This is a genomic window from Corallococcus sp. AB049A (assembly GCF_003668885.1).
GTDB classification, from domain to species: Bacteria; Myxococcota; Myxococcia; order Myxococcales; family Myxococcaceae; genus Corallococcus; species Corallococcus interemptor.
The window spans coordinates 1-18,290 of sequence record NZ_RAWL01000156.1 but is presented as its reverse complement, the minus strand read 5'-3'; the positions used below and the strand labels follow the sequence as shown (position 1 = coordinate 18,290).

At 69.0% G+C, this 18,290-nt stretch carries 17 protein-coding genes; 5 read left to right on the top strand and 12 right to left on the bottom strand.

Going from position 1 to position 18,290, the window contains the following annotated elements; genetic code table 11:
• Window positions 1-914 (bottom strand): D-alanyl-D-alanine carboxypeptidase (locus D7X55_RS18210; protein WP_233609917.1); only part of this gene is annotated, 914 nt, incomplete at its 3' end.
• A 190-nt stretch (window positions 915-1,104) separates the two neighbouring features.
• Between D7X55_RS18210 and rdgC the strand changes: the two genes are divergently transcribed.
• Together rdgC and D7X55_RS18200 are read left to right on the top strand one after the other, a co-directional pair.
• Window positions 1,105-1,755, top strand: a complete 651-nt coding sequence (gene rdgC / locus D7X55_RS18205) for a recombination-associated protein RdgC (protein WP_121723746.1) — start codon at window positions 1,105-1,107, stop codon at window positions 1,753-1,755.
• Entirely contained in the window at window positions 1,742-2,431 is a 690-nt protein-coding gene (locus D7X55_RS18200; protein ID WP_121723743.1) for a hypothetical protein, read from the top strand. The genes rdgC and D7X55_RS18200 overlap by 14 nt, the downstream gene beginning before the upstream one ends.
• A gap of 43 nt (window positions 2,432-2,474) precedes the next feature.
• Here the strand turns inward: D7X55_RS18200 and D7X55_RS18195 are convergent, their stop codons facing one another.
• The 4 genes from D7X55_RS18195 to D7X55_RS43400 form a co-directional block, all read right to left on the bottom strand.
• The gene (locus D7X55_RS18195; protein WP_407921771.1) at window positions 2,475-3,134 is read right to left on the bottom strand and encodes a DUF5953 family protein; all 660 of its coding nucleotides are present in this window, start codon (window positions 3,132-3,134) and stop codon (window positions 2,475-2,477) included.
• 83 nt (window positions 3,135-3,217) lie between these two features.
• Entirely contained in the window at window positions 3,218-4,126 is a 909-nt protein-coding gene (locus tag D7X55_RS18190; protein ID WP_121723744.1) for a DUF6310 domain-containing protein, read from the bottom strand.
• Between the two features lie 53 nt (window positions 4,127-4,179).
• Window positions 4,180-4,401: a hypothetical protein gene (locus tag D7X55_RS18185; protein WP_120550389.1), complete on the bottom strand. Its 222-nt coding sequence runs from the start codon at window positions 4,399-4,401 to the stop codon at window positions 4,180-4,182.
• Between the two features lie 71 nt (window positions 4,402-4,472).
• Window positions 4,473-4,628, bottom strand: coding sequence for a hypothetical protein (locus D7X55_RS43400; RefSeq protein ID WP_158616261.1), 156 nt, complete (start codon window positions 4,626-4,628; stop codon window positions 4,473-4,475).
• Window positions 4,629-4,824: 196 nt separating this feature from the next.
• Here D7X55_RS43400 and D7X55_RS18180 point away from each other — a divergent pair, with 196 nt between their 5' ends.
• Window positions 4,825-7,098, top strand: coding sequence for a hypothetical protein (locus tag D7X55_RS18180; RefSeq protein ID WP_121723742.1), 2,274 nt, complete (start codon window positions 4,825-4,827; stop codon window positions 7,096-7,098).
• A gap of 86 nt (window positions 7,099-7,184) precedes the next feature.
• Here D7X55_RS18180 and D7X55_RS18175 read toward each other — a convergent pair whose 3' ends face one another.
• Window positions 7,185-8,174 carry a hypothetical protein gene (locus D7X55_RS18175; RefSeq protein WP_233609916.1) on the bottom strand — a complete coding sequence of 330 codons (990 nt, stop codon included), beginning with the start codon at window positions 8,172-8,174 and terminating at the stop codon, window positions 7,185-7,187.
• A 220-nt stretch (window positions 8,175-8,394) separates the two neighbouring features.
• Here D7X55_RS18175 and D7X55_RS18170 point away from each other — a divergent pair, with 220 nt between their 5' ends.
• Window positions 8,395-10,017: a LysM peptidoglycan-binding domain-containing protein gene (locus D7X55_RS18170; RefSeq protein WP_121723740.1), complete on the top strand. Its 1,623-nt coding sequence runs from the start codon at window positions 8,395-8,397 to the stop codon at window positions 10,015-10,017.
• Between the two features lie 87 nt (window positions 10,018-10,104).
• On the opposite strand, the gene D7X55_RS18165 is transcribed toward D7X55_RS18170, so the two are convergent.
• The 5 genes from D7X55_RS18165 to D7X55_RS18145 form a co-directional block, all read right to left on the bottom strand.
• Entirely contained in the window at window positions 10,105-11,700 is a 1,596-nt protein-coding gene (locus tag D7X55_RS18165; protein WP_121723739.1) for an aromatic amino acid hydroxylase, read from the bottom strand.
• 93 nt (window positions 11,701-11,793) lie between these two features.
• The gene (locus tag D7X55_RS18160; protein WP_121723738.1) at window positions 11,794-12,714 is read right to left on the bottom strand and encodes a LysR family transcriptional regulator; all 921 of its coding nucleotides are present in this window, start codon (window positions 12,712-12,714) and stop codon (window positions 11,794-11,796) included.
• Window positions 12,715-12,734: 20 nt separating this feature from the next.
• Window positions 12,735-13,556 carry an NAD(P)-dependent oxidoreductase gene (locus tag D7X55_RS18155; RefSeq protein ID WP_120550390.1) on the bottom strand — a complete coding sequence of 274 codons (822 nt, stop codon included), beginning with the start codon at window positions 13,554-13,556 and terminating at the stop codon, window positions 12,735-12,737.
• An 85-nt stretch (window positions 13,557-13,641) separates the two neighbouring features.
• Complete coding sequence (locus D7X55_RS18150) at window positions 13,642-13,839, bottom strand: hypothetical protein (RefSeq protein ID WP_121723737.1); 198 nt, start codon at window positions 13,837-13,839, stop codon at window positions 13,642-13,644.
• 261 nt (window positions 13,840-14,100) lie between these two features.
• Window positions 14,101-14,991: a hypothetical protein gene (locus tag D7X55_RS18145; RefSeq protein ID WP_121723736.1), complete on the bottom strand. Its 891-nt coding sequence runs from the start codon at window positions 14,989-14,991 to the stop codon at window positions 14,101-14,103.
• 175 nt (window positions 14,992-15,166) lie between these two features.
• On the opposite strand from D7X55_RS18145, the gene D7X55_RS18140 reads away from it, so the two are divergent.
• Window positions 15,167-17,851 (top strand): M1 family metallopeptidase, encoded by a 2,685-nt coding sequence (locus D7X55_RS18140; RefSeq protein ID WP_121723735.1) that lies wholly within the window; start codon window positions 15,167-15,169, stop codon window positions 17,849-17,851.
• 4 nt (window positions 17,852-17,855) lie between these two features.
• Here the strand turns inward: D7X55_RS18140 and D7X55_RS18135 are convergent, their stop codons facing one another.
• Entirely contained in the window at window positions 17,856-18,182 is a 327-nt protein-coding gene (locus D7X55_RS18135) for a hypothetical protein (protein WP_233609915.1), read from the bottom strand.
• Window positions 18,183-18,290: the final 108 nt, after the last annotated feature.

Sequence of the window (18,290 nt, the reverse complement as noted above, 5' to 3'; positions counted from 1 at the left end):
GGCGGCAGGGGCGGGGTGGGGGCCTCCAGGGACAGCGGCAGCCGGGTGATGCCGTGCCGCGCCAGCGCGTCGTCCACGCACGCGGCGAACAGGGCCTCCGGCGCGTCCACGGACAGCTTCACCGCGGCGGACTGGGGGCAGGGGCCGCCCGTGGGCGAGCGCCACGTGCAGCGCACCCCGCCGCCTCCGCGCACGCAGGCCAGGTTCGCGCGTTCGGCGTTCACGTCCACGTTCACCACCGCGGACAGGGTGGCGAAGGTGGGGGCCCACTGGATGGAGGGCGCGTCCGCGCAGGTGGCGCCGGGGGCGCGCGCCAGGGCCAGGTCCACCACGTTCTCGCGGAAGACGAAGGGCGTGGGCGCCGCGCTGTAGGCATAGGCCGCGTCGTCCCAGGCCCAGCCCGGACCCATGCCGCCGTCCAGGCCGTCCGTGCCGGAGATGCGCACGTTGCCGCGCCACTGGTGGATGCCGCGCGCCTGGAAGGCCTCCGCGATGCGGTCACACGCGAGCGCCGTCTCCGGGAAGCGCCACGAGCCCAGCGACGGGTCCCCGGACGCCTGCGCCACCACGTCGCCCAGGAACAGGCCTCCCGCCTGCGAGCCCTCCAGGAACACCGGCGTCGTGAAGCGGAAGTCCGGCCCCAGCGCGGACAGCGCGGCGGAGGTGGACACCACCTTCATCGTGGACGCGGGCAACAGCCGCACGTTCTCGCGGTGGGTGAGGAGCGGCTCGCCGGTGCGCGCGTCCACCACATACGCGCCCGCGAGCGCGCCGTCCGCCTCCAGTGTCTCCAGGAGGGCCTTCGTCACGCCGCGCAGGGTGTCGCGCGGGGCGCCCTCCGGCGTGGTGGGCGTGTGGGTGCAGGCGGACAGACAGAGGGCAACGACGCTGGCGGGCAGGAGGGCGCGGCGCATGGCGGCGGCCACCGTATGTCGCGTGCCAGGGAGTGTCATGGATTCCCGCCAGCGGGGTGGGGCGGAGTCGTGCACGGTTGGACGGCGCCCGGGCAAACGATCTCTGGCGTGGCCTATTCCCGGCGCTTCTCGTCCAGCCACACCGAGTGCCTTGACGCGGCGTCACATGCCCCCCATCCTGCCGCGCCCCATGCCTGTCCTACGTGGTGCCGTGACCTTTTCGCGCTTCCGGACCGAGCCGGCCAAGGATGCGCCGTCCGACGTGAAGCGCTGGATGACCAAGGGACTCAAGTCCCATGCGTTCGAGCCCATCGACCGCCGCTCCGAGGAAGAGCGCGCCGCGGGCTTTGTCGAGTTGGAGAACCCGGAGTCCTCCGAGTTCGCCACCGGCAACCTCTTCTATGGCGAGTACGCCCTGTTCGCCTTCCGCATCGACACGCTCAAAGTGCCTGCGTCGATGATGAAGTCGGAGCTGGACAAGTGGGCCGCCGCCTTCGGCAAGGAGAACGGCCGGCCGCCCGCGCGCGCGGAGAAGAACAAGCAGCGCGCGGAGCTCAAGCAGCTGTTGCGTCAGCGTGCCGTGCCGCGCACCAGCGTGCTGGACGTGACGTGGAACCTGAAGACGCACACGGTCCAGGTCTGGGCCGCGTCGCGCAAGACGGTGGATGAGATCTGCGTGGCGCTGGAAGGCGCCCTGGCGGTGAAGGTGATTGGCATCACGCCCGCGTCCATGGCGCAGCGCGCGGGCATCGACGAGAAGGCCCTGGGCCCCACGGCGGAGCTCATTGGCATGGACCTGCCGGCGACGGCTTCGGTGGAGGACGCCCATGGCGAGGCGTGAGCAGGCGAGGGAAGAGGCGGCGTTCGCGCGGGGCGATGTCGGCGTGGACGGCGTCGCGACCGAAGAGGAGAAGGACGAGGCCGAAGTCGAAAAGGGCAAGGCGCGCGAACAGCTCTTGCGCGGCCGGGCCTATCTGGGCCGCGAGTTCATGACGTGGCTCCTGTGGCGCTCGGAGTCGGGCGACCCGCTGGTGGAGCACGACGGCGCGGGCGTCGTCGTCCTCTTCCTGGGCAAGGTGGTGCTGCGCGGCGTGGCGGGCGACGTCACGGAGATGAGCGCCAAGGGCACGCTGGCGCCGTACTCGGAGAACGTGCGGCACTCGCTGGACCGGGGCCTGCTGGTGTCCCAGGCGCGGCTGCGCGTGTCGCACGGCGAGCGCGAGTTCGAGGTCACGCTGGATTCCGAGTTCCTGGACATCCGCGCCGCCAAGCTGCCCGCGCTCCTGACGGAGGAAGAGGATGATCAGCTCTCCGAGCGTCTGGAGCTGACCGAGCAGCTCTCCGCCATCATCGACGCGCTGGTGCAGGACTTCCTGGCCGTGCGCGCCGGGCGCGCCTGGAGCAAGCAGGTGGTGCCCGCGCTGAAGGCGTGGATGAAGGGCGAGGAGAAGGGGAGCGACGTGCTCTCCAAGGCCGCCCGCGCCCGGGGCAAGGACGCCCGCGCCGCTCGCGGTTGAGCAGGGATGGGACCGCTGCCCGGGCTCACTGCCGGGCAGCGGTTCAGCGCCCGCCGATCGCTGGGAAGCGCTCGTAGGTCCGCTTGAGCGCGGCCAGGTGGTCCGGGTTGTCGTAGTCGAGCGGTGTGTCCGTGAGCTGCACGATCCACCCGCCGGACGGCGTGCGACGCGCCCGCGAGAGCAGCTCGGCATCGCGAGCAGGATCCGGGAACCCGATGACCTCCGCGGCGGCCGCGGACCAGTAGTTCACCCACCCGAGGAAGCAGGGAATCTCAGGTGCGGGGAGCTGCTGTGGAAGGGTGAGCATGGGCAGCCCGCGAGGTGACTGCTCGGGGCCGTCCGGTGCGCGGCGGTACTGCCGCGAGACTTCCGAGCCGTAACCATACGGCGACGCGTGACCCCAGAACGAGCGTGCTCCCTCCGCCACGGCCTCAAGCAGTGCCGACGCTGCCGTGATGACAGGCTCATCGAGTGGCATCTCTGCGTGCACTTCGAATTGGGGTTGACCTCCCGGCTTGAGGATTCCCGGTCTTCCCCATCCCATCACCGTCACGGGGTAGCTCTCATTCCCGTTGCAGACGATGGGGAAGCCCCCGTCCTCAATCTTTTCCAGGATCCACTCGTCGCGTCGAGGCAACGCGATGGGACGTCCGCGGTCGGAGAGGCGCCACGCCAGCTGCACGCCAGGGAGTGCCTTTTCCATCCCATGGATGACATCAAGCGTGCGTCCATCTTTGCCCACGAGCGCAGGCGCGTAGACGATGAGGGTGAGGGGACCAGGTTTGGTCATCGTGGGCATCCCGTGACGACAACATCGAGCGACGAATCTGCTTCGAGTAACGCGTCTTTGTGCGCTTGGGTGCTCACCCCAATAACGAAGCGATATCCACATGCCAATGCGGCTGATCGCTCCTTATCCAATTGCAGGAGTTCCTTCGCGAGTTCCTTCTTTTTGATATAGGAATTGTACGTGTCGAATTGGTGGGTCTTGATCTCCCACAACACGCGCACGCCAACTTGCAGAGCATCAAAGCTCACGCCGCCCACAAGTACATCCATCCCGGGATAACGGTTGGGTGGGTACTTGTCCGCACACTCGTTGTGCCAGCGGTCCTCGCCCGCGTGAGGCACGGGCACCGGCTCGCAGCTCGCGCGGCCCGTCCGGTCCAGGGGCACGGGTGGCACCGGCGGCCGCCGGCCCTGGCCCGCTGGCTCCGGTTCCAGCTTCGGCTCCCGGTCCGCTACCGCATCCCGGGACGCAACCTTTGTCCCCCGTGAGGTCCCTGCTTCCTCGGGATAGAGGTGCCGGAGTTCATACGCATCCAGCTCCTCCTTGATCGCGACGCCAACCACCACCAGGCCCAGCACGATGACCGCGCCCAGGGCGACTTCAGGGGCCGCCAGCACGCAGAAACCGAGTCCCACGGTCGCGGCGTCGGCCGAGGCGACCGTGCATCTTCCCGTCGTGTCGTGGAACTCGACCCGGTCATGGTCGAGGGCCGGATAGCACCGCTCCACCAGCACGGCCCAGGGCCGGGACGCTTCGCGGACGACGCACCGTCCACCATCCCTCCAGGGCAGCGCCGCCGCTCGCCGGAGGTTGGCCACCCGCGTGCTGCGGGTGCGCGGCTCCGTCGTGGCGCAGGCGGAGAAGACGATCAGGAGCAGCGCGGCGCCGCATGTCTGAAGACGCATGGCCATGAAGAAAGCCTCCGGGTCCGGAGACCCGGACGCTCTCAACGTTCGCGCTACGGGTTGGTGCAGCGCCAGACCCCGCAGGAGCCTTCCCTGTCGCCACAGTCGTACTGGGTCGTGCACGGCTTGCAGCTGGCCGAACAGATCATCCGGACCGCCTGGGTGTCGTCCGTCTCCGCCTTCGCACCAGGCACCATGGCCAGGGCCGAGCCCGCGGCAATGCCAATGATCAACGCGAGTCCGGGAATCGCCTGCTTCAGTCGCGACGGCTTCATGTGTCCTCCGAGGGGGATGTCCGCGGGCCCACGCATCCGGACCCGAGCACGGAGGTCATTCGAGCAGCTGCTCAGTCGTGGATCCAGCGGAAGGTCACGCGGTCGCCACCGGTCAGAGGGTCACCCAGGTTGCCCAGCGTGTACATGTCCGTGTGGACTCCGAAGAGCCTGGCCTTGCTGAAGTTGTCACCGCCGCCCACCAGCGTGACCTGCTTCCACCACGTCACGTTGTGCCCGATCTCCGCGAGGATTCGGCGCGCTGGTTGTTCGAAATGCGATCCAGTCCGGAACACCGCGCACCGGAATGGAGCGAGCGTCCGCGCCAGTCCGGCGCAGCGCGGGGCCGCTCCAGGGCGGAAGGGAAGAGGCACGGGGCTCGCAATGCCTCACGGCCCGAACCCCTCCATTCCGAGCAGGTGTCCCATGCCGTCCGCCCCCAGCACCGAAGCCATCCAGCGCATCTCCCTGAAGAACCGCGAGTACGCCTATATCGAGGACGCCAACCGCGGCGTCGTGCTGATGGAGGTGGGCCCGCGCGTGCTCACGCTGGAAGCACACCTCACGCTCGTGGCGAAGGAGCGCATGGTGGAGGTGGGCGCCGGCAGCTGGTGCGTGGTGCGCAACCCCGTGGTGCGCGTGGACGGCCAGGTGGCGCTCGACGAGTTCGGCCAGGCCCGCGTCGCCGTGGGCGACCGCGAGGTCCGCGTGGGGCCGAAGGTCTTCCCGCTGTACCCCGGCGAGGAGCTGGAGGGCGACATCGTCCCGGAATACGTCCTGGGCGTGTCGGAGGCGCTGCGGCTGCGCGCGCTCACCGCCTTCACCGACACGCACGTCCCGGACGCGCCCCGACGCCGCGAGGCCGGTGACGAATGGCTGGTGCGCGGCCCCGGCCGCTACGTGCCCGGTGAGTCCGTCACCGTCGTGTCGCTGGAGAAGGCCCGCGTCCTCAAGGAGACCGAATACTGCGTCATCCTCAATCCCGTGGACCGCGCCACCGGCCGCGTCCAGGAGGGCCGCCGCAAGGTCGTCTCCGGACCGGACGTCTTCTTCCTGGAGCCCGGCGAAGCGCTGGAAGGGGACGTGCGCCGCAAGCACGTCCTGTCGGAGCTCCAGGGGCTGAAGCTCCAGGCGCTGGATGACCTCTCCGAGAACGAGGGCGGCGAGCCTCGCGCTCGCAAGGCCGGTGACACGTGGATCGTCCGGGGCCCTCGCACCTACGTGCCCAGCGAGAAGGTCCTCATCCACCGCGAGATCGCCGCGCTGTCCCTGGGGCAGGGGGAAGGCCTGTATGTGCGCGACCTGCGCTCGGGCAAGGTGTCCCTGGTCCAGGGGCCGTGCCAGTTCATGCCGGAGGCGCACCAGGAGCTGCACGAGAAGCGCCTGTCTCCGGACGCGGAGGCCCTGCTGGGACTCACCCCGCCCATGCCCCTGGTGGACGTGAAGGACGCCCGCGCGCCGCGCCCCTCCGCGCCGGAGAAGGGGGACCGCACGCGCGCCATCGTGCTGCGCATCGAGGACAACACCGCCGTCCTCATCAACGACTTTGAAACCAACCACGCGCGCGTGGAGTTCGGCCCCGCGAAGGTGATGCTGCGCCCGTATGAAGACGTCACCGTCCTGGACCTGTCCGGCAGCACGCCCAAGCGCCCGCGTCAGCTCAAGGTGCTCATGTTGCGGCTGGGGCCGGACTTCGCCACGGACCTGTTCGAGGTGGCCACGCGTGACCACGCTCGCCTGCGCATCAAGCTCTCCTACAAGTGGCAGTTCGACGTGCAGGGCGACCCGGAGAAGGACAAGGCCATCTTCCGGGTGAACGACTTCATTGGATACGTGTGTGAGAACCTCGCGTCCCGCATCCGCCAGGTCGCCGCGGAGAACGAGTTCGAGACCTTCCACAAGAACGCCAGCGTGCTCATCCGCCGCGCCATCTTCGGCATGGACGACGCGGGCCGCGCGCGCAAGGACCGCCTCTTCTCCGAGAACCAGCTGCGCATCATCGACATCGACATCAAGGACATCGCCCCCGTCGATGAGAAGACCGCCCTGAAGCTGCGCGAGGCCATCGACACCAACATCCAGATCCAGCTGGACGCCTCACGCCAGGAGGCCCAGGCCGCCGCGGAGCTCAAGCGCATCCGCAGCGAGGAGGAGAAGCAGCTCGCGGACATCGCCAGCCACCGCAAGTCGGAGGCCGAGCGCCAGTCCCTCATCGAACTGCAGAACCGCAACCACCAGCTGGAGACGCTCAGCCGCGCCAAGGTGGAGGCGGAGGCCCAGCTGGAGCGCGCCCGCGTGGAGAGCGAGGAGGCCCTGGCCCGCGCCGAGTCCGACGCTCGCGCCTCGCGGATCCGCTCGGAGGCGGAGGCCGAGCGCGAACGGCTCACCACCCAGGTGGCCCTGGAGCGGCAGCAGCGCCTCAACGACCTGGAGGTGGAGCGCCAGTCCCGCCTCGCGGAGGTGGAGGCCTCCCAGTTCCGCCAGCGCGTGGAGTCCCTGGGCGGCGGTGAGAACTTCGTGAAGGCCGTGGCCGCGCAGGCGCAGGCCGCCGTCGTCGGAGGCCTGGACAAGGTCGTCTTCCTCCCCAGCGGCTCCAACCTCAACCTCTTCGACGCCATGCAGGGCCTGCTGGGCCCCGGAGGCCAGCCCCGCCTGTCCGCCCACAACGCCCCGAAGCCTCCCGGTGACACTTCGGCCTGAAGGCCGGGATGTCGATATTGGACCGGCGCGCTCGTCGCGCTGCTCATCGGCGGGGGCCCGCGGGCCCGGCGTCGTTCACGGGCGCGTCAGCGCTCGTACTCGTCGCATCCCGTCTCCTGCTTGGATGGGAAGACGGACTTCTTCTCCTGGCGCACGTAGTCGTGGCTCTGGGAGAAGAGGTCCGGGCTGGTGACGGACACGGTGCCCTTCGCGGCGTCGGCCGTCTTCCACTGGAGCGCCTCCGGCTTGCCGTCCGAGGACGTGAGCCCCAGCACCCAGGCCCCGGCGCCCTTGCCGGGCTCCACGGACGTCACCTTCAGCGTCGTGGACTCCTGCCCCAGCTGCACCTCCACCTCGCCCGACGCGGGCTTGATGGTGAAGGTGCGCGTCGCGGCCGAGCAGGGCTTGAGGACCACGAAGCCCTTGCCCTGCCGCGTCAGCTCCACCCACGTCCCCGCGAAGGGCTTGAGCTTGTCCGCGGCCACCGGCGCCTTGGAGGCCGTGGGCGGGCCTTCCGCCGAGCAGTCCAGGTCCTCGCGCTTGAGCAGCCCCGCCGTGGCCTTCTGGGGCCCCTGGAAGCGCGCGGCCAGGAAGTCCGGCTCCACCGGGTCGAGGTAGGCCTCCACCGCGTCCCCGGACACCACGAACGCCTTGCGCTGGGTGTTGGCCTCGTCCGACGCGTGGAAGGCCGCCTTGGACGCCTTCACCTTGCAGATGCCCAGCGGCTTCACCGTGCTCCGGGCGAACGTGTCCTTGCCCGGGTAGCCAGCGCCACAGCACTGCGGCGTCGGGCCGGATTCCAGAACGAATTGCTTGGGATTGACGCGCAGCGTCCAGCTGCCCTCCGCGCCGGACTCGCTCAGCGTCCAGGCCGCGTCCGTCTTCTTCTGGACGGCGAAGGCGCAATCACAGGTGCCCACGCTGCTGCCCTGCGGGAACGACCCGGAGAGATGGACCAGCGTCTCGTTGCTCCCTTCGACGATGGCCAGGCTCCCGCCCTTGTTCGAATAGACCCCCGTGAGTCCACCGGCCCCCTGGGCCGAGCTCGTGACGCAAATGGCAAACAGCAATGCCACACTTTTGAAATCCGGTTGGATCCTGGACATCCGGGTGTGCCTCCTGGGCAGCCTCTTCAGTCTCGGTGGATCGATCCGTTGAAACTGAAGTTGCCGGAATCACTGGTTTGACGCGATTGTGACTGGGAATGCGAAACTGATCGCATTGCCTTTCGATAATCGAGGCAATCCAAGCACGTCCGCGACGGCTTTGTTCGCGGCCTGACATGAGGGGGCCCCCATGGCTGACGTCTCCAACTACCGCATCCGTTCTGGCGACACGCTCTCCGGAATCGCGAAGCGCTACAACACGTCCGTCGACGCGCTGGCCAAGGCCAACAACATCAAGGATCCGGACAAGATCCTGACGGGCCAGTCCCTCAAGGTTCAGGTGCGGGACGGCTTCGACGTGAAGCCCACCACCCGGTCGAGCGCCGGGACGAAGACGTCGGGCGACACCTTCACCCAGTCCACCAGCGGCACGCAGAAGACGCTGCCTTCCCCCGAGGGCGGCACCACCAGCAACGCCGGTGGCGAGCTGGGCAGCCTGAGCCGCAAGTACGAGGCGCGCGGCCCCGGCACGGTGTCCACGGGCAAGGGTGACAAGGGCGGCGTGTCCTACGGCTCCTACCAGTTCGCGTCCGCGAACGGCTCCGCGCAGTCCTTCGTCAACTCGCTGAAGAAGACGAACCCGGACTATTACAAGGCGCTTTCGGGCAGCAAGCCGGGCTCCGCGGAGTTCTCCTCCGCGTGGAAGCAGCTGGCGGCCAAGGACCCGAAGGGCTTCGACAAGGCCCAGCACGACTACATCAAGGCCACGCACTACGACCCGGGCGCCGCCAACATCAAGAAGGCGACGGGCATCGACCTGGACAAGCGCTCCGCGGCGCTGCGCGACGTGGCCTGGTCCACCTCCGTGCAGCACGGCCCGGGCAAGGCGGATGACATCTTCAAGAAGGCGCTGGCCGGGCGTGACCCCGCGAAGGTGAGCGACGAGCAGCTCATCAAGGACATCTACGCCGAGCGCGGCCGCACCAACGCCAGCGGCACCCTGGTGCACTTCTCCGGCAACTCCAAGGAAGTGCAGAAGGGCGTGGCCAACCGCTTCAAGTCGGAGGCGAAGGACGCCCTGGCCATGCTCAAGAAGGAGCAGTCCGGCGCCACGACGAAGCCGGCCAACACCAACACGGGCGTGGTCCCCCCGTCGGTGAACGGCGACTCGAAGCCGGGCCGCACGCAGGGCACGGGCAACACGCAGGGCACCAACACGTCCAAGCCCACGACGGAGGCGGACCGCACGGACACGCGGCAGGTGGCCGGCGCGAAGGACAAGCCGGCGGTGCACGTGAAGGTGCCGTACTACAGCCAGTTCGAGAACGGCCACGGCTACACGGCCAGCGACACGGCGTGCTTCAAGGCCGCGACGGCGATGGCTCGCGACGCGAAGGCCACGGTGCTGGGCCCGGATCGCCGCATCCAGGTGGGCACGAGCGAGAACGGCGTCGGCGCGCTGAAGGTGGACCCGAAGAAGGCCGCCGAGGGCCGCAACTACATCGACAAGCAGCTGGAGGCGGGCAAGCCGGTGGTCGTGGGCGTCAGCCACAAGGACGCGAGCTACAACGCGGACGGCCTCACGGACCACTTCGTGACCATCACGGGCCGCGGCGTCGACGACAAGGGCCGCACCTACTACACGTTCCACGACCCGGGCACGACCAACGCCAGCAAGGGCAAGGACACGAACCCGAACAACCGCTTCTACGTGGATGACAAGACCGGGAACATGTACCGCCCCGGCAAGGCCGCGAACGGCTACGTGACGGACCGCCACTACGACGTGGCCATGGTGCGCCGCAACGCTTAGTCCCCCCGGACGGCTGGAATGACCCGGCCCGGCGGCCTCGTGAAGAGGTCGACCGGGTCGTTTCACATCCGCCGTCTGTCTTTCGAATCAGGCGTGCGCGGCTTCACGCCGCGAGGGCACCTCGCCGCGCAGCTCCGCCACCTCCGCGCGCAGGAGCCAATCGGACGGGAAGGCCGAGGTCGCCTGGGCAATCTGCTCCAGCCGCTCGGGGGCCAGCTGGCCCGTCTCGCGGATGCGGCGCACCTCCGTGTAGAGGGCGGCCAGCGACGCGGGCAGGGCCTGCGCCTTGCGCTCGCGCGCCTGGGCCTCGCCGTCGCCCGCGGTGAACGCGTCCAGCTCCCCGAACCACTCGTCCCACGTGCCCGGGTCGGCGGGCCCGCCCGCCACGGACGGCAGGCGCTCCGTCAGGTACAGGCGCGCCATGGACGGCAGCGTCAGCTCGCGGCCGGAGAGCGAGCCGCGAAGCCCAATCACCTCGCCGCCGCCCACCGCGAAGCCCTCCAGCATCAGCCCGCTGTCGAGCGTCAGCTGGAAGCTCCCGCGCTCCGGCAGGCTGCCCTGGCCAAAGGCGACCAGCGCCGCGCCGCTGAACGGCTTGTCCAGGGCGTGCCCGTTCACGGACGTGAGGATGGGGCCCTCCAGCCGGGCCAGCGCGGTGGACAGGCCCGGGGCCACGTCCTTCGCGCCGGGCAGCAGCTCCACGACCTTGCCCGTCACCTCACGGCCGTCCGCGAGCACCAGGTGGTTGACCGTGCGGGCGCGCAGCGCCTCGTCGAGGCCAAAGTCCCCGCCGCGCTTCCACGCGAGGGTGGACTCGAACTCCGCGAGGACCTCGAAGAGGTGTTCAAAGTCGCGGGCGACGAAGAGCTGCGGCTGCATGCGGGTGATGTCGTAGTCCGTGTCCGCGCACGCCACGCCCAGGGGCAGCTTGTGCACGGCGGACGTCAGGCAGTGCTTCGCCTCGCCGATGCTGGACAGCAGGCCCGCGCCGTAGATGCGAGGGTGCTTCAGGTCGCCAATGAGGCCGTACTCCGCGGTCCACCAGTACAGGCGGCTCGCGCGGGTGCTCTCGCTGATGTAGCGGTGGCTGGCGTTGGCGGCCTCCAGGCGGGCCTGCGCGTGGGCGATCTCTTCTTCCGTGGCGGTGGGGTCCTCCTTCACCACGGAGAGGTTGCGGATGGCCTCGAAGACGGCCTGGTCCTCCACGCTGGCGATGGCCTTGAACCCCACCAGCCCCACGGCCTTGAGGTACTGGGCATACCGCGCGTTGGCGATGATGGGCGCGTGGCCCGCGCTCTCATGGACGATGTCCGGGGCGGGCGTGTACTGGATGTGCTCGTGGGTGCGGATGTCCGCCGCGATGGCCAGCACGCCCAGCGCCTGCAGCTCCGTGAAGACGGCCGGCGGGATGAAGCCGCGCACCGCGACGCAGGCCCAGCCCAGCTTGGACAGCTTCTCGTTCATCTCGTCCAGGCTGGGGATGGCCTCCGCGCCAATGCCCGTGGCCTCCAGGCCCTCCAGGTAGACGGGGTGGGCCTTGTCGCTCAGGTGTTCGCGCAGCTGCCCCAGGATGTGCCGCCACACCGCCTGGTCGCGGGGCGTGTACGCCGCGTAGTCCTGGGCCACCACGTAGCGGCGCAGGTGGGCCGGGAGGCGGGCAAGGGTCCTTTCCGTGGGCGTCATCGCGGGCGGCTCCTTCAGGCGAAACAGGACGCATGAAGAATACGCACCGCGCCGCAAGACGGAAATCCGGCAGAATTCGACGTCTTCGTCGGATTATCGCCGTTTGTTCAGGCGACGACGCAGCCCGTCAAGGAGGGATTGGACGGCGGGGCTGAGGCCTCCGGAGGGCCAGACGGCCACGACCTCCACGACCTGGGGCTCCTGTTCTCGCAGGGGCCAGACGTGCAGGTCGGGCGGGAACGGCTGGGTGGGGCGCACGTCCGGGGCGATGGTGCACGCCTTGTAGGCGCGCAGCAGCTCGTACAGGTGGAGGAAGCTCTCCACGCGGCCCACCTCCGTGACGGAGACGCCGTGCGCGGCGAAGCGGGCGCTGTTGGCGCCGCCGTAGGGGTCGTCCCGCAGCCAGTCCACGAAGCGTTGGTCCTGGAGGTCCTTCACGTCCAGGGAGCGGCGGGACGCGTGCGTCCGGGCGAGCGCGGAGTCCGGGCCCGCGATGACGACGAAGGACATGCGCAGCAGGGACTCGGTGTCCACGCCTTCGTGTGGAGGCAGGGGGGTGAAGTCGAGCGCCAGGTCCTGCTGCCGCGTCTGCACCTGCCGCATGAGCTCGTGCGAGCCGCCGAAACCCACCACCAGCTTGAGGTCGGCGGCGGCGGCGTCCTGCGCGATGCCACCCAAGAGCGACATGGACAGCGTGGGGTTGAGGCCCAGGCGCAGGGTGGGCTCCACGCGGGCCAGGTCCATCAGCCGCTTCACGTCCAGTTGGTGCAGCGGCGTCTGGGTGCCCGCGTAGAGGCGCTCCCCGCGCGCGGACAGTTGCAGGCGCCGGCCCGGCCCCCGCTCCAGCAGGGCGGCGCCATCCGCGAGCGCTTCCTCCAGGGCGCGGATGTGCTCGCTCACCACGGAGCGCGCGACGCCCAGGTGCTCCGCGGCGGCTTCGATGCTGCCGGCCTCCACGGCGGCGGTGAAGGACTCGAGCCAGACCAGGTGTCGCTGGAGCTTGCGCGGGGGCATGGGGCTTTTTCCGCGCGCGACTAGAGGAAGAAGTCGGGCAGCAGCTCCGCGCCGGGGACGGACTGGTACTGGTCGAAGTTGGTGACGCCGGCGGCGCGCAGCACTTCATCGTCGATGCAGAAGTTCCCGGTGAAGGAGCGGCTGGGCTTGGTGAGGATGGCGTACGCGGCGTCCGCCATGATCTCCGGCTTGCGGCTGCCCTTGATGGTGTCGTCGCCGCCCAGCAGGTTCTGCACGGCGGCGGTGGCGATGACGGTGCGGGGCCACAGCGTGTTGACGGCGATGCCGTCGTCCTTGAGCTCCTCCGCCATGCCCAGGGCGCACAGGCTCATGCCGTACTTCGCGATGGTGTAGGCCACGTGCGGCCCGAACCAGCGCGGCTCCATGTTGAGCGGCGGCGAGTTGTTGAGGATGTGCGGGTTGGAGGACTTCTTGAGGTACGGGATGCACGCCTGCGAGCACGCGAAGGTGCCGCGCGTGTTGATGCCGTGCATCAGGTCGAAGCGCTTGAGCGGCGTCTCCAGCGTGCCGGTGAGGCTGATGGCGCTGGCATTGTTCACCAGGATGTCGATGCCGCCGAAGGTCTCCACGGCCTTGGCCACGGCGGCGTGGATCTGCGCCTCGTCGCGGATGTCCACCACGCACGGGAGCGCCTTGCCGCCGGCCTCTTCAATCTCCTTCGCCGCCGAGTAGATGGTGCCGGGCAGCTTGGGGTGCGGGTCGGTCGTCTTCGCCGCGATGACGATGTTGGCGCCGTCGCGGGCCGCGCGCAGCGCGATGGCCTTGCCGATGCCGCGGCTGGCGCCGGTGATGAAGAGGGTCTTGCCTTGGAGGTTGGACATGGGCCGCATCCTCGCTCAATCGCGGGGCGCCGCAATGCCCGGAGCGGCCGGACCCGCGTGGGTCCGACCGCTCTTCAACTGACTTTCAGGGGGACTTCAGGGGCTCGCGGGCGTGTAGGAAGGCATCCGTGAAGGTCCGCTGGGTGCCTGCGGGCACCTGATACATCGTGCTGCTCCAGCCGTCCGTGCCCTTCGTGAGCACGGTGGTGGCGGAAGTCACGCCGGAGGCCGTCAGGGTGACCGTTACCCGGATGATCTCATCCCCCGCGAGCGCCTGCGGCACCGCGCTGACGAACCGGACGTTGCCGGTCTCCCGCTCCGGTTCGTCACCGGCATTGCAAGCCGTGACCGCAAAGACAGCGCCGATGAATGCTTAAAACAACACCCGGGACAGTGTGTCCTGCCGGCGCATCGCACCTTCCTGGAGCAGTACGAGGGAGGTGCGATCTATCAGGTCCAAAACATGAACACAGACATGCTCTGGATTGTTTGAGGTGTCTGCTCAAACCCGTTTGGGGTCTGTGAATACCCTGCGGTTTCCCCGCTACTGGGTGAGGCAGGTGATGGTCTCGAGCATCGTCACGTTGGAGTTACCGGTGGTGTTCCAGTTGCCCACGCCATTGGCGCCAACGATGTACGTGTAAGAGGAGCTGCGGATGGCGGTGGTGAAGCTGCTCACATCCACGTGGGTGAGGTCGCGGCAGAACCGGCGGGCGGTGTCCACCGGCGTGCTGAAATTGCCCGTGGGGTAGTTGGGCTGGATGGTGCCCACCTGGAAGCCGTTGACCGTGGGCGTCGTGTACGTGAGGACCGTCCCGTCGAAGCAGGTGATGGTCTCCAGCATGGTCACGTTGGCGTTGCCCGTGGTGTTCCAGGGACCGACGCCGTTCGTCCCGACGATGTACGTGTAGGTGGAGCTGCGGATGGCCGTGGTGAAGCGACGGGCGCCGGCGTGGCCCCGGTCCTGGCAGAAGCGGCGGGCGGTATCGGCGGGGCTGCTGAAGCTGCTGGCCGGTTGGCTGGGCTGGAGGGTGCCCACCTGGAAGCCGTTGACCACGGGCGTCGTGTACGTGGTGTCCGAGCTGGAGTTGAAGCAGGTGACGGTCTCAATCATCGTCACGTTGGCGTTGCCCGTGGTGTTCCAGGGGCCCACGCCATTCGTTCCCACGATGTATGTATACGCGATACTGCGCAGGGCGGTGGTGAAGCTTTGCGCGCCGCTGTGGCCCTGGTCCTGACAGAAGCGGCGGGCGGTGTCGGCGGCGCTGCTGAAGCTGCCGGTGGGCTGGTTGGGGAGATACGTTCCAATCTGAGAACCATTGACCTTGGGCGTCACGTAGGTCTGGTAGGTGTCAGCGTTGGCGGTCGACGCGAAGCCCACGACGAAGAGCAGGGAGACGAAAAGGGAGGGGAGGCCGCTGCTGCGAAGAGACATGTTTTTCCTCGGTTTGGAGCTGATACGGGGGAAGCTGGACCGTAGCGGCTCCCGGTTCTCAAAGCACTGTTTCGCGAGCTGAGACGTATCAGCTGCCTGGCGGTGGTTCCGTTAACGCACAGCTTCGTGAACTTGGGCTCGCGAGAATCCAGGGCGACTTCTACGCTGCGCCCCCATGCGACTGCTCCCACTCCTTGTCCTGGTGGTGTTGACCGTCCGCTGTGCCCACGCGCCAGAGGCCGCGCCGCCTGCCTCCGCACCGCCCGCCGTGTCATGGCCGGAGGCGCTGCCTCCCGCGCTGCGGCTGCCGGACACCGTGCGGCCCGTGCACTACGCGCTGGACCTGAAGCTCGTGCCTTCGGAGGACACGTACCCGGGCAGTGTCACCATCGACGTGGAGGTCCGCGAGCCGGTGCGCCAGGTGTGGCTGCACGCGCAGGACCTGGACGTGACGCGGGCGCGCGTCACCGTGAATGGCCGCACGTTCGACGCGAAGCCCGTCGCCGCGACGGAAGGGCGTCTGGGATTGCTGCTCCCGGAGGAGCTGCCCGTGGGCAAGGCCCAGCTCGTCCTGGACTTCACCGGCAAGGTGGACCGCGAGCGCAGCCAGGGCCTCTACGGCGTCGCCGAGGGCGGCGAGCCCTACCTCTACACCTTCTTCGAGCCCATCGACGCGCGCCGCGCCTTCCCGTGCTTCGACGAGCCGGCCTTCAAGGTGCCGTGGCGCCTGCGCTTCACCGTGAAGGCCGGACACGTGGCGCTGGCCAACCATCCCGTCGTGTCCCGCGAGCCGCTGGCGGACGGCCTGGAGCGCGTCACCTTCGCGGAGAGCAAGCCCATGCCCAGCTACCTCGTGGCCTTCATGGTGGGGCCGTTCGACGTGGTGGAGGCGGGCTCCGTGGGCCGCACGAACGTGCCGCTGCGCTTCATCGTCCCCAAGGGACGCGGCGCGGAGACGCGCTACGCCGCGAGCATCACGCCGCGCATCGTGAAGGGGCTGGAGGACTTCTTCGACCAGCCGTACCCGTACGAGAAGCTGGATGTGGCGGTGGTGCCCCGGTACTGGGGCACCATGGAGCACCCGGGCATCGTCGCGCTCGGCCAGCCGCTCACGCTCATTCCGCCCGGCGAGGAGACGCTCGTCCGCCGCAAGTCCTACGCGGTCATCGCCAACCATGAACTGGGGCACTACTGGTTCGGCGACGTCGTCACCTGCTCGTGGTGGAACGACATCTGGCTGAATGAGTCCTTCACCGCGTGGTTGGACCGGCAGACGGTGGACCGGCTGGAGCCGTCCTGGGACTTCCAGCAGGAGCGCGCCATGTCCGCGACCGACTCCGCGCTGGTGGCGGATGAGCTGGAGTCGGCGCTGCCCGTGCGCAAGCCTGTGGAGAGCAATGACGACATCGTGGGCTCGTTCGACAACGGGACGACGTATGACAAGGGCTCGTCCGTCATCGCGATGTATGAGTCGTGGCTGGGGCCGGAGCGCTTCCGCGACATCCTCCGGGGCTATGTCCGCAAGCACGCGTGGAAGGTCGCGACCACGGAGGACTTCCTCGAGGACCTGGGCGAGGCGGCGGGGCCGGAGGTGGCGCAATCCTTTGGCGGGTTCATCCAGCGCACTGGCGCGCCTCGGATCACCGCGCAGTTGTCCTGCCCGGCGGGCGGCGCTCCGTCCGTGAAGCTGTCGCAGGAGCGTTACCTCCCCCTGGGGTCCAAGGCGGACGCGCGGCAGGAGTGGCAGGTGCCCGTGTGTCTTCGCGTGGGCACGGGCACGCAGTCGTCGCGGGTGTGCTCGATGCTGCAGGGGGCTTCCGCGGAGGTCGCGTTGCCCACGAAGCAGTGCCCGGCGTGGGTGCTGCTCAACGCGGGCGGCGCGGGCTATTACCGCGCCGGTTACACCCGCGAGCAGCTGACGAAGCTGCTCGCGACCCCGGCCGCCGCCTTCACGCCCGCGGAGCAGGTGGCGCTCTGGGCGGACGTGAACGCGGCGGTGACCCGGGGCGACCTGCCGCTGGGCGAGGCGCTGAAGGCGGTGCCTGCCTCCGCGAAGTCGGCGAACCGGCTCGTGGTGCAGAGCGGTGCGTCCTTGCTGGAACTCGTGCGGTTGGATCAGCTCACCCCCGAGGAGCGCCAGCGCTTCCGTACGTGGGTGGCGTCGCTCTATTCGGCGCGTGCTCGGGCCATGGGCTGGGTGCCGAAGCCGGGCGAGGACGACTCCGTGAAGGCCTCACGCTCCGTCTTTCTCCGGCTGGCCGGTGGTCTGGGGGATGACCCCCGGCTGGCGAAGGAGGCGCTGCCTCTCGTTCAGGCCTGGCTCAAGGACCGGAAGTCGGTGGATCCGGAGGCGTTCGGTGCCGCGCTGCCCCGAGCGGCCACGCACGGTGACGCGGCGCTGTTCGACGCGCTGCTGGAGGCCGCGAAGAAGGAGCAGGACCGCACCGAGCGTTCCCGGCTGCTGACGTCCCTGGCCTACTTCCGGAACCCGGACCTGCTGTGGCGGGCCCTGGGGCTCGTGGTGTCTCCGGACTTCGACGTGCGGGACTCGCAGGTCATCCTCCGGATGGCGTTGATGTCACCAGAGTCGCAATCCCTCGCATGGAACTTCTACCAGACGCACTTCGACGCGCTGACCCAGCGGCTGCGTTCGGACGAGCTGGGCCGGCTGATTGGCCAGACGGGGAGCCTCTGCGACGACATCAACCTGGCGCAGGTGGAGACCTTCCTCACGCCCCGCGTGGACAAGATTGAAGGCGGTCCGCGCGCACTGGCCCGGGCCGTGGAGTCCATCCGGCTGTGCATCGAATCCCAGAAGCTCCAGGTCCCGAGCGTCAAGGCGTTCCTCGGCGCCCGGTGAGCCCTCAAGGACCATAGGGACACAGATGCATCATCTCCGCGATGGGTGGGCGGCAGAGCTGCAGCAGCTGTGTCTCGTCCAGGAACGAGGACGTCCGCGCCTTGAGGAAGCACGACGCGGGATCATCCGAGGGCTCCGCGTACTGGCAGAGCTGGAGCGCGTCAGGCTCCGAGAGGAACCCCTTCTCCTGGACCCGGAGGAAGCACCGCGCCGGGGCGTCGGAACGGGCACCCTGGCAGAGCTGGGCCGCGACGCTTTCGCTCACTCCGCTGCCCTCGCGCGCCGCCTCGAAGCAGGAGAACTGCGGCGCGCCCTGGGGCGGACCTTCCATCTGCGCCACTGCCGGAAACCCGAGCAGCGCGGCAGCCAGCCCCCAGCATCCTCTCCAATGGCCTCGCTTCATCATGCACCCCCCACGGAAGGTAGGGGAGTCATGGGC

Coding starts and splice junctions, on each gene's coding strand:
- D7X55_RS18170 (WP_121723740.1), top strand. CDS start 8,395: ATGGCTGACGTCTCCAACTACCGCATCCGTTCTGGCGACACGCTCTCC.
- D7X55_RS18145 (WP_121723736.1), bottom strand. CDS start 14,991: ATGTCTCTTCGCAGCAGCGGCCTCCCCTCCCTTTTCGTCTCCCTGCTC.
- D7X55_RS18190 (WP_121723744.1), bottom strand. CDS start 4,126: ATGCGTCTTCAGACATGCGGCGCCGCGCTGCTCCTGATCGTCTTCTCC.
- rdgC (WP_121723746.1), top strand. CDS start 1,105: ATGCCTGTCCTACGTGGTGCCGTGACCTTTTCGCGCTTCCGGACCGAG.
- D7X55_RS18160 (WP_121723738.1), bottom strand. CDS start 12,714: ATGCCCCCGCGCAAGCTCCAGCGACACCTGGTCTGGCTCGAGTCCTTC.
- D7X55_RS18195 (WP_407921771.1), bottom strand. CDS start 3,134: ATGGAAAAGGCACTCCCTGGCGTGCAGCTGGCGTGGCGCCTCTCCGAC.
- D7X55_RS18135 (WP_233609915.1), bottom strand. CDS start 18,182: ATGGAAGGTCCGCCCCAGGGCGCGCCGCAGTTCTCCTGCTTCGAGGCG.
- D7X55_RS18180 (WP_121723742.1), top strand. CDS start 4,825: ATGCCGTCCGCCCCCAGCACCGAAGCCATCCAGCGCATCTCCCTGAAG.
- D7X55_RS18140 (WP_121723735.1), top strand. CDS start 15,167: ATGCGACTGCTCCCACTCCTTGTCCTGGTGGTGTTGACCGTCCGCTGT.
- D7X55_RS18155 (WP_120550390.1), bottom strand. CDS start 13,556: ATGTCCAACCTCCAAGGCAAGACCCTCTTCATCACCGGCGCCAGCCGC.
- D7X55_RS18185 (WP_120550389.1), bottom strand. CDS start 4,401: ATGAAGCCGTCGCGACTGAAGCAGGCGATTCCCGGACTCGCGTTGATC.
- D7X55_RS18200 (WP_121723743.1), top strand. CDS start 1,742: ATGGCGAGGCGTGAGCAGGCGAGGGAAGAGGCGGCGTTCGCGCGGGGC.
- D7X55_RS18165 (WP_121723739.1), bottom strand. CDS start 11,700: ATGACGCCCACGGAAAGGACCCTTGCCCGCCTCCCGGCCCACCTGCGC.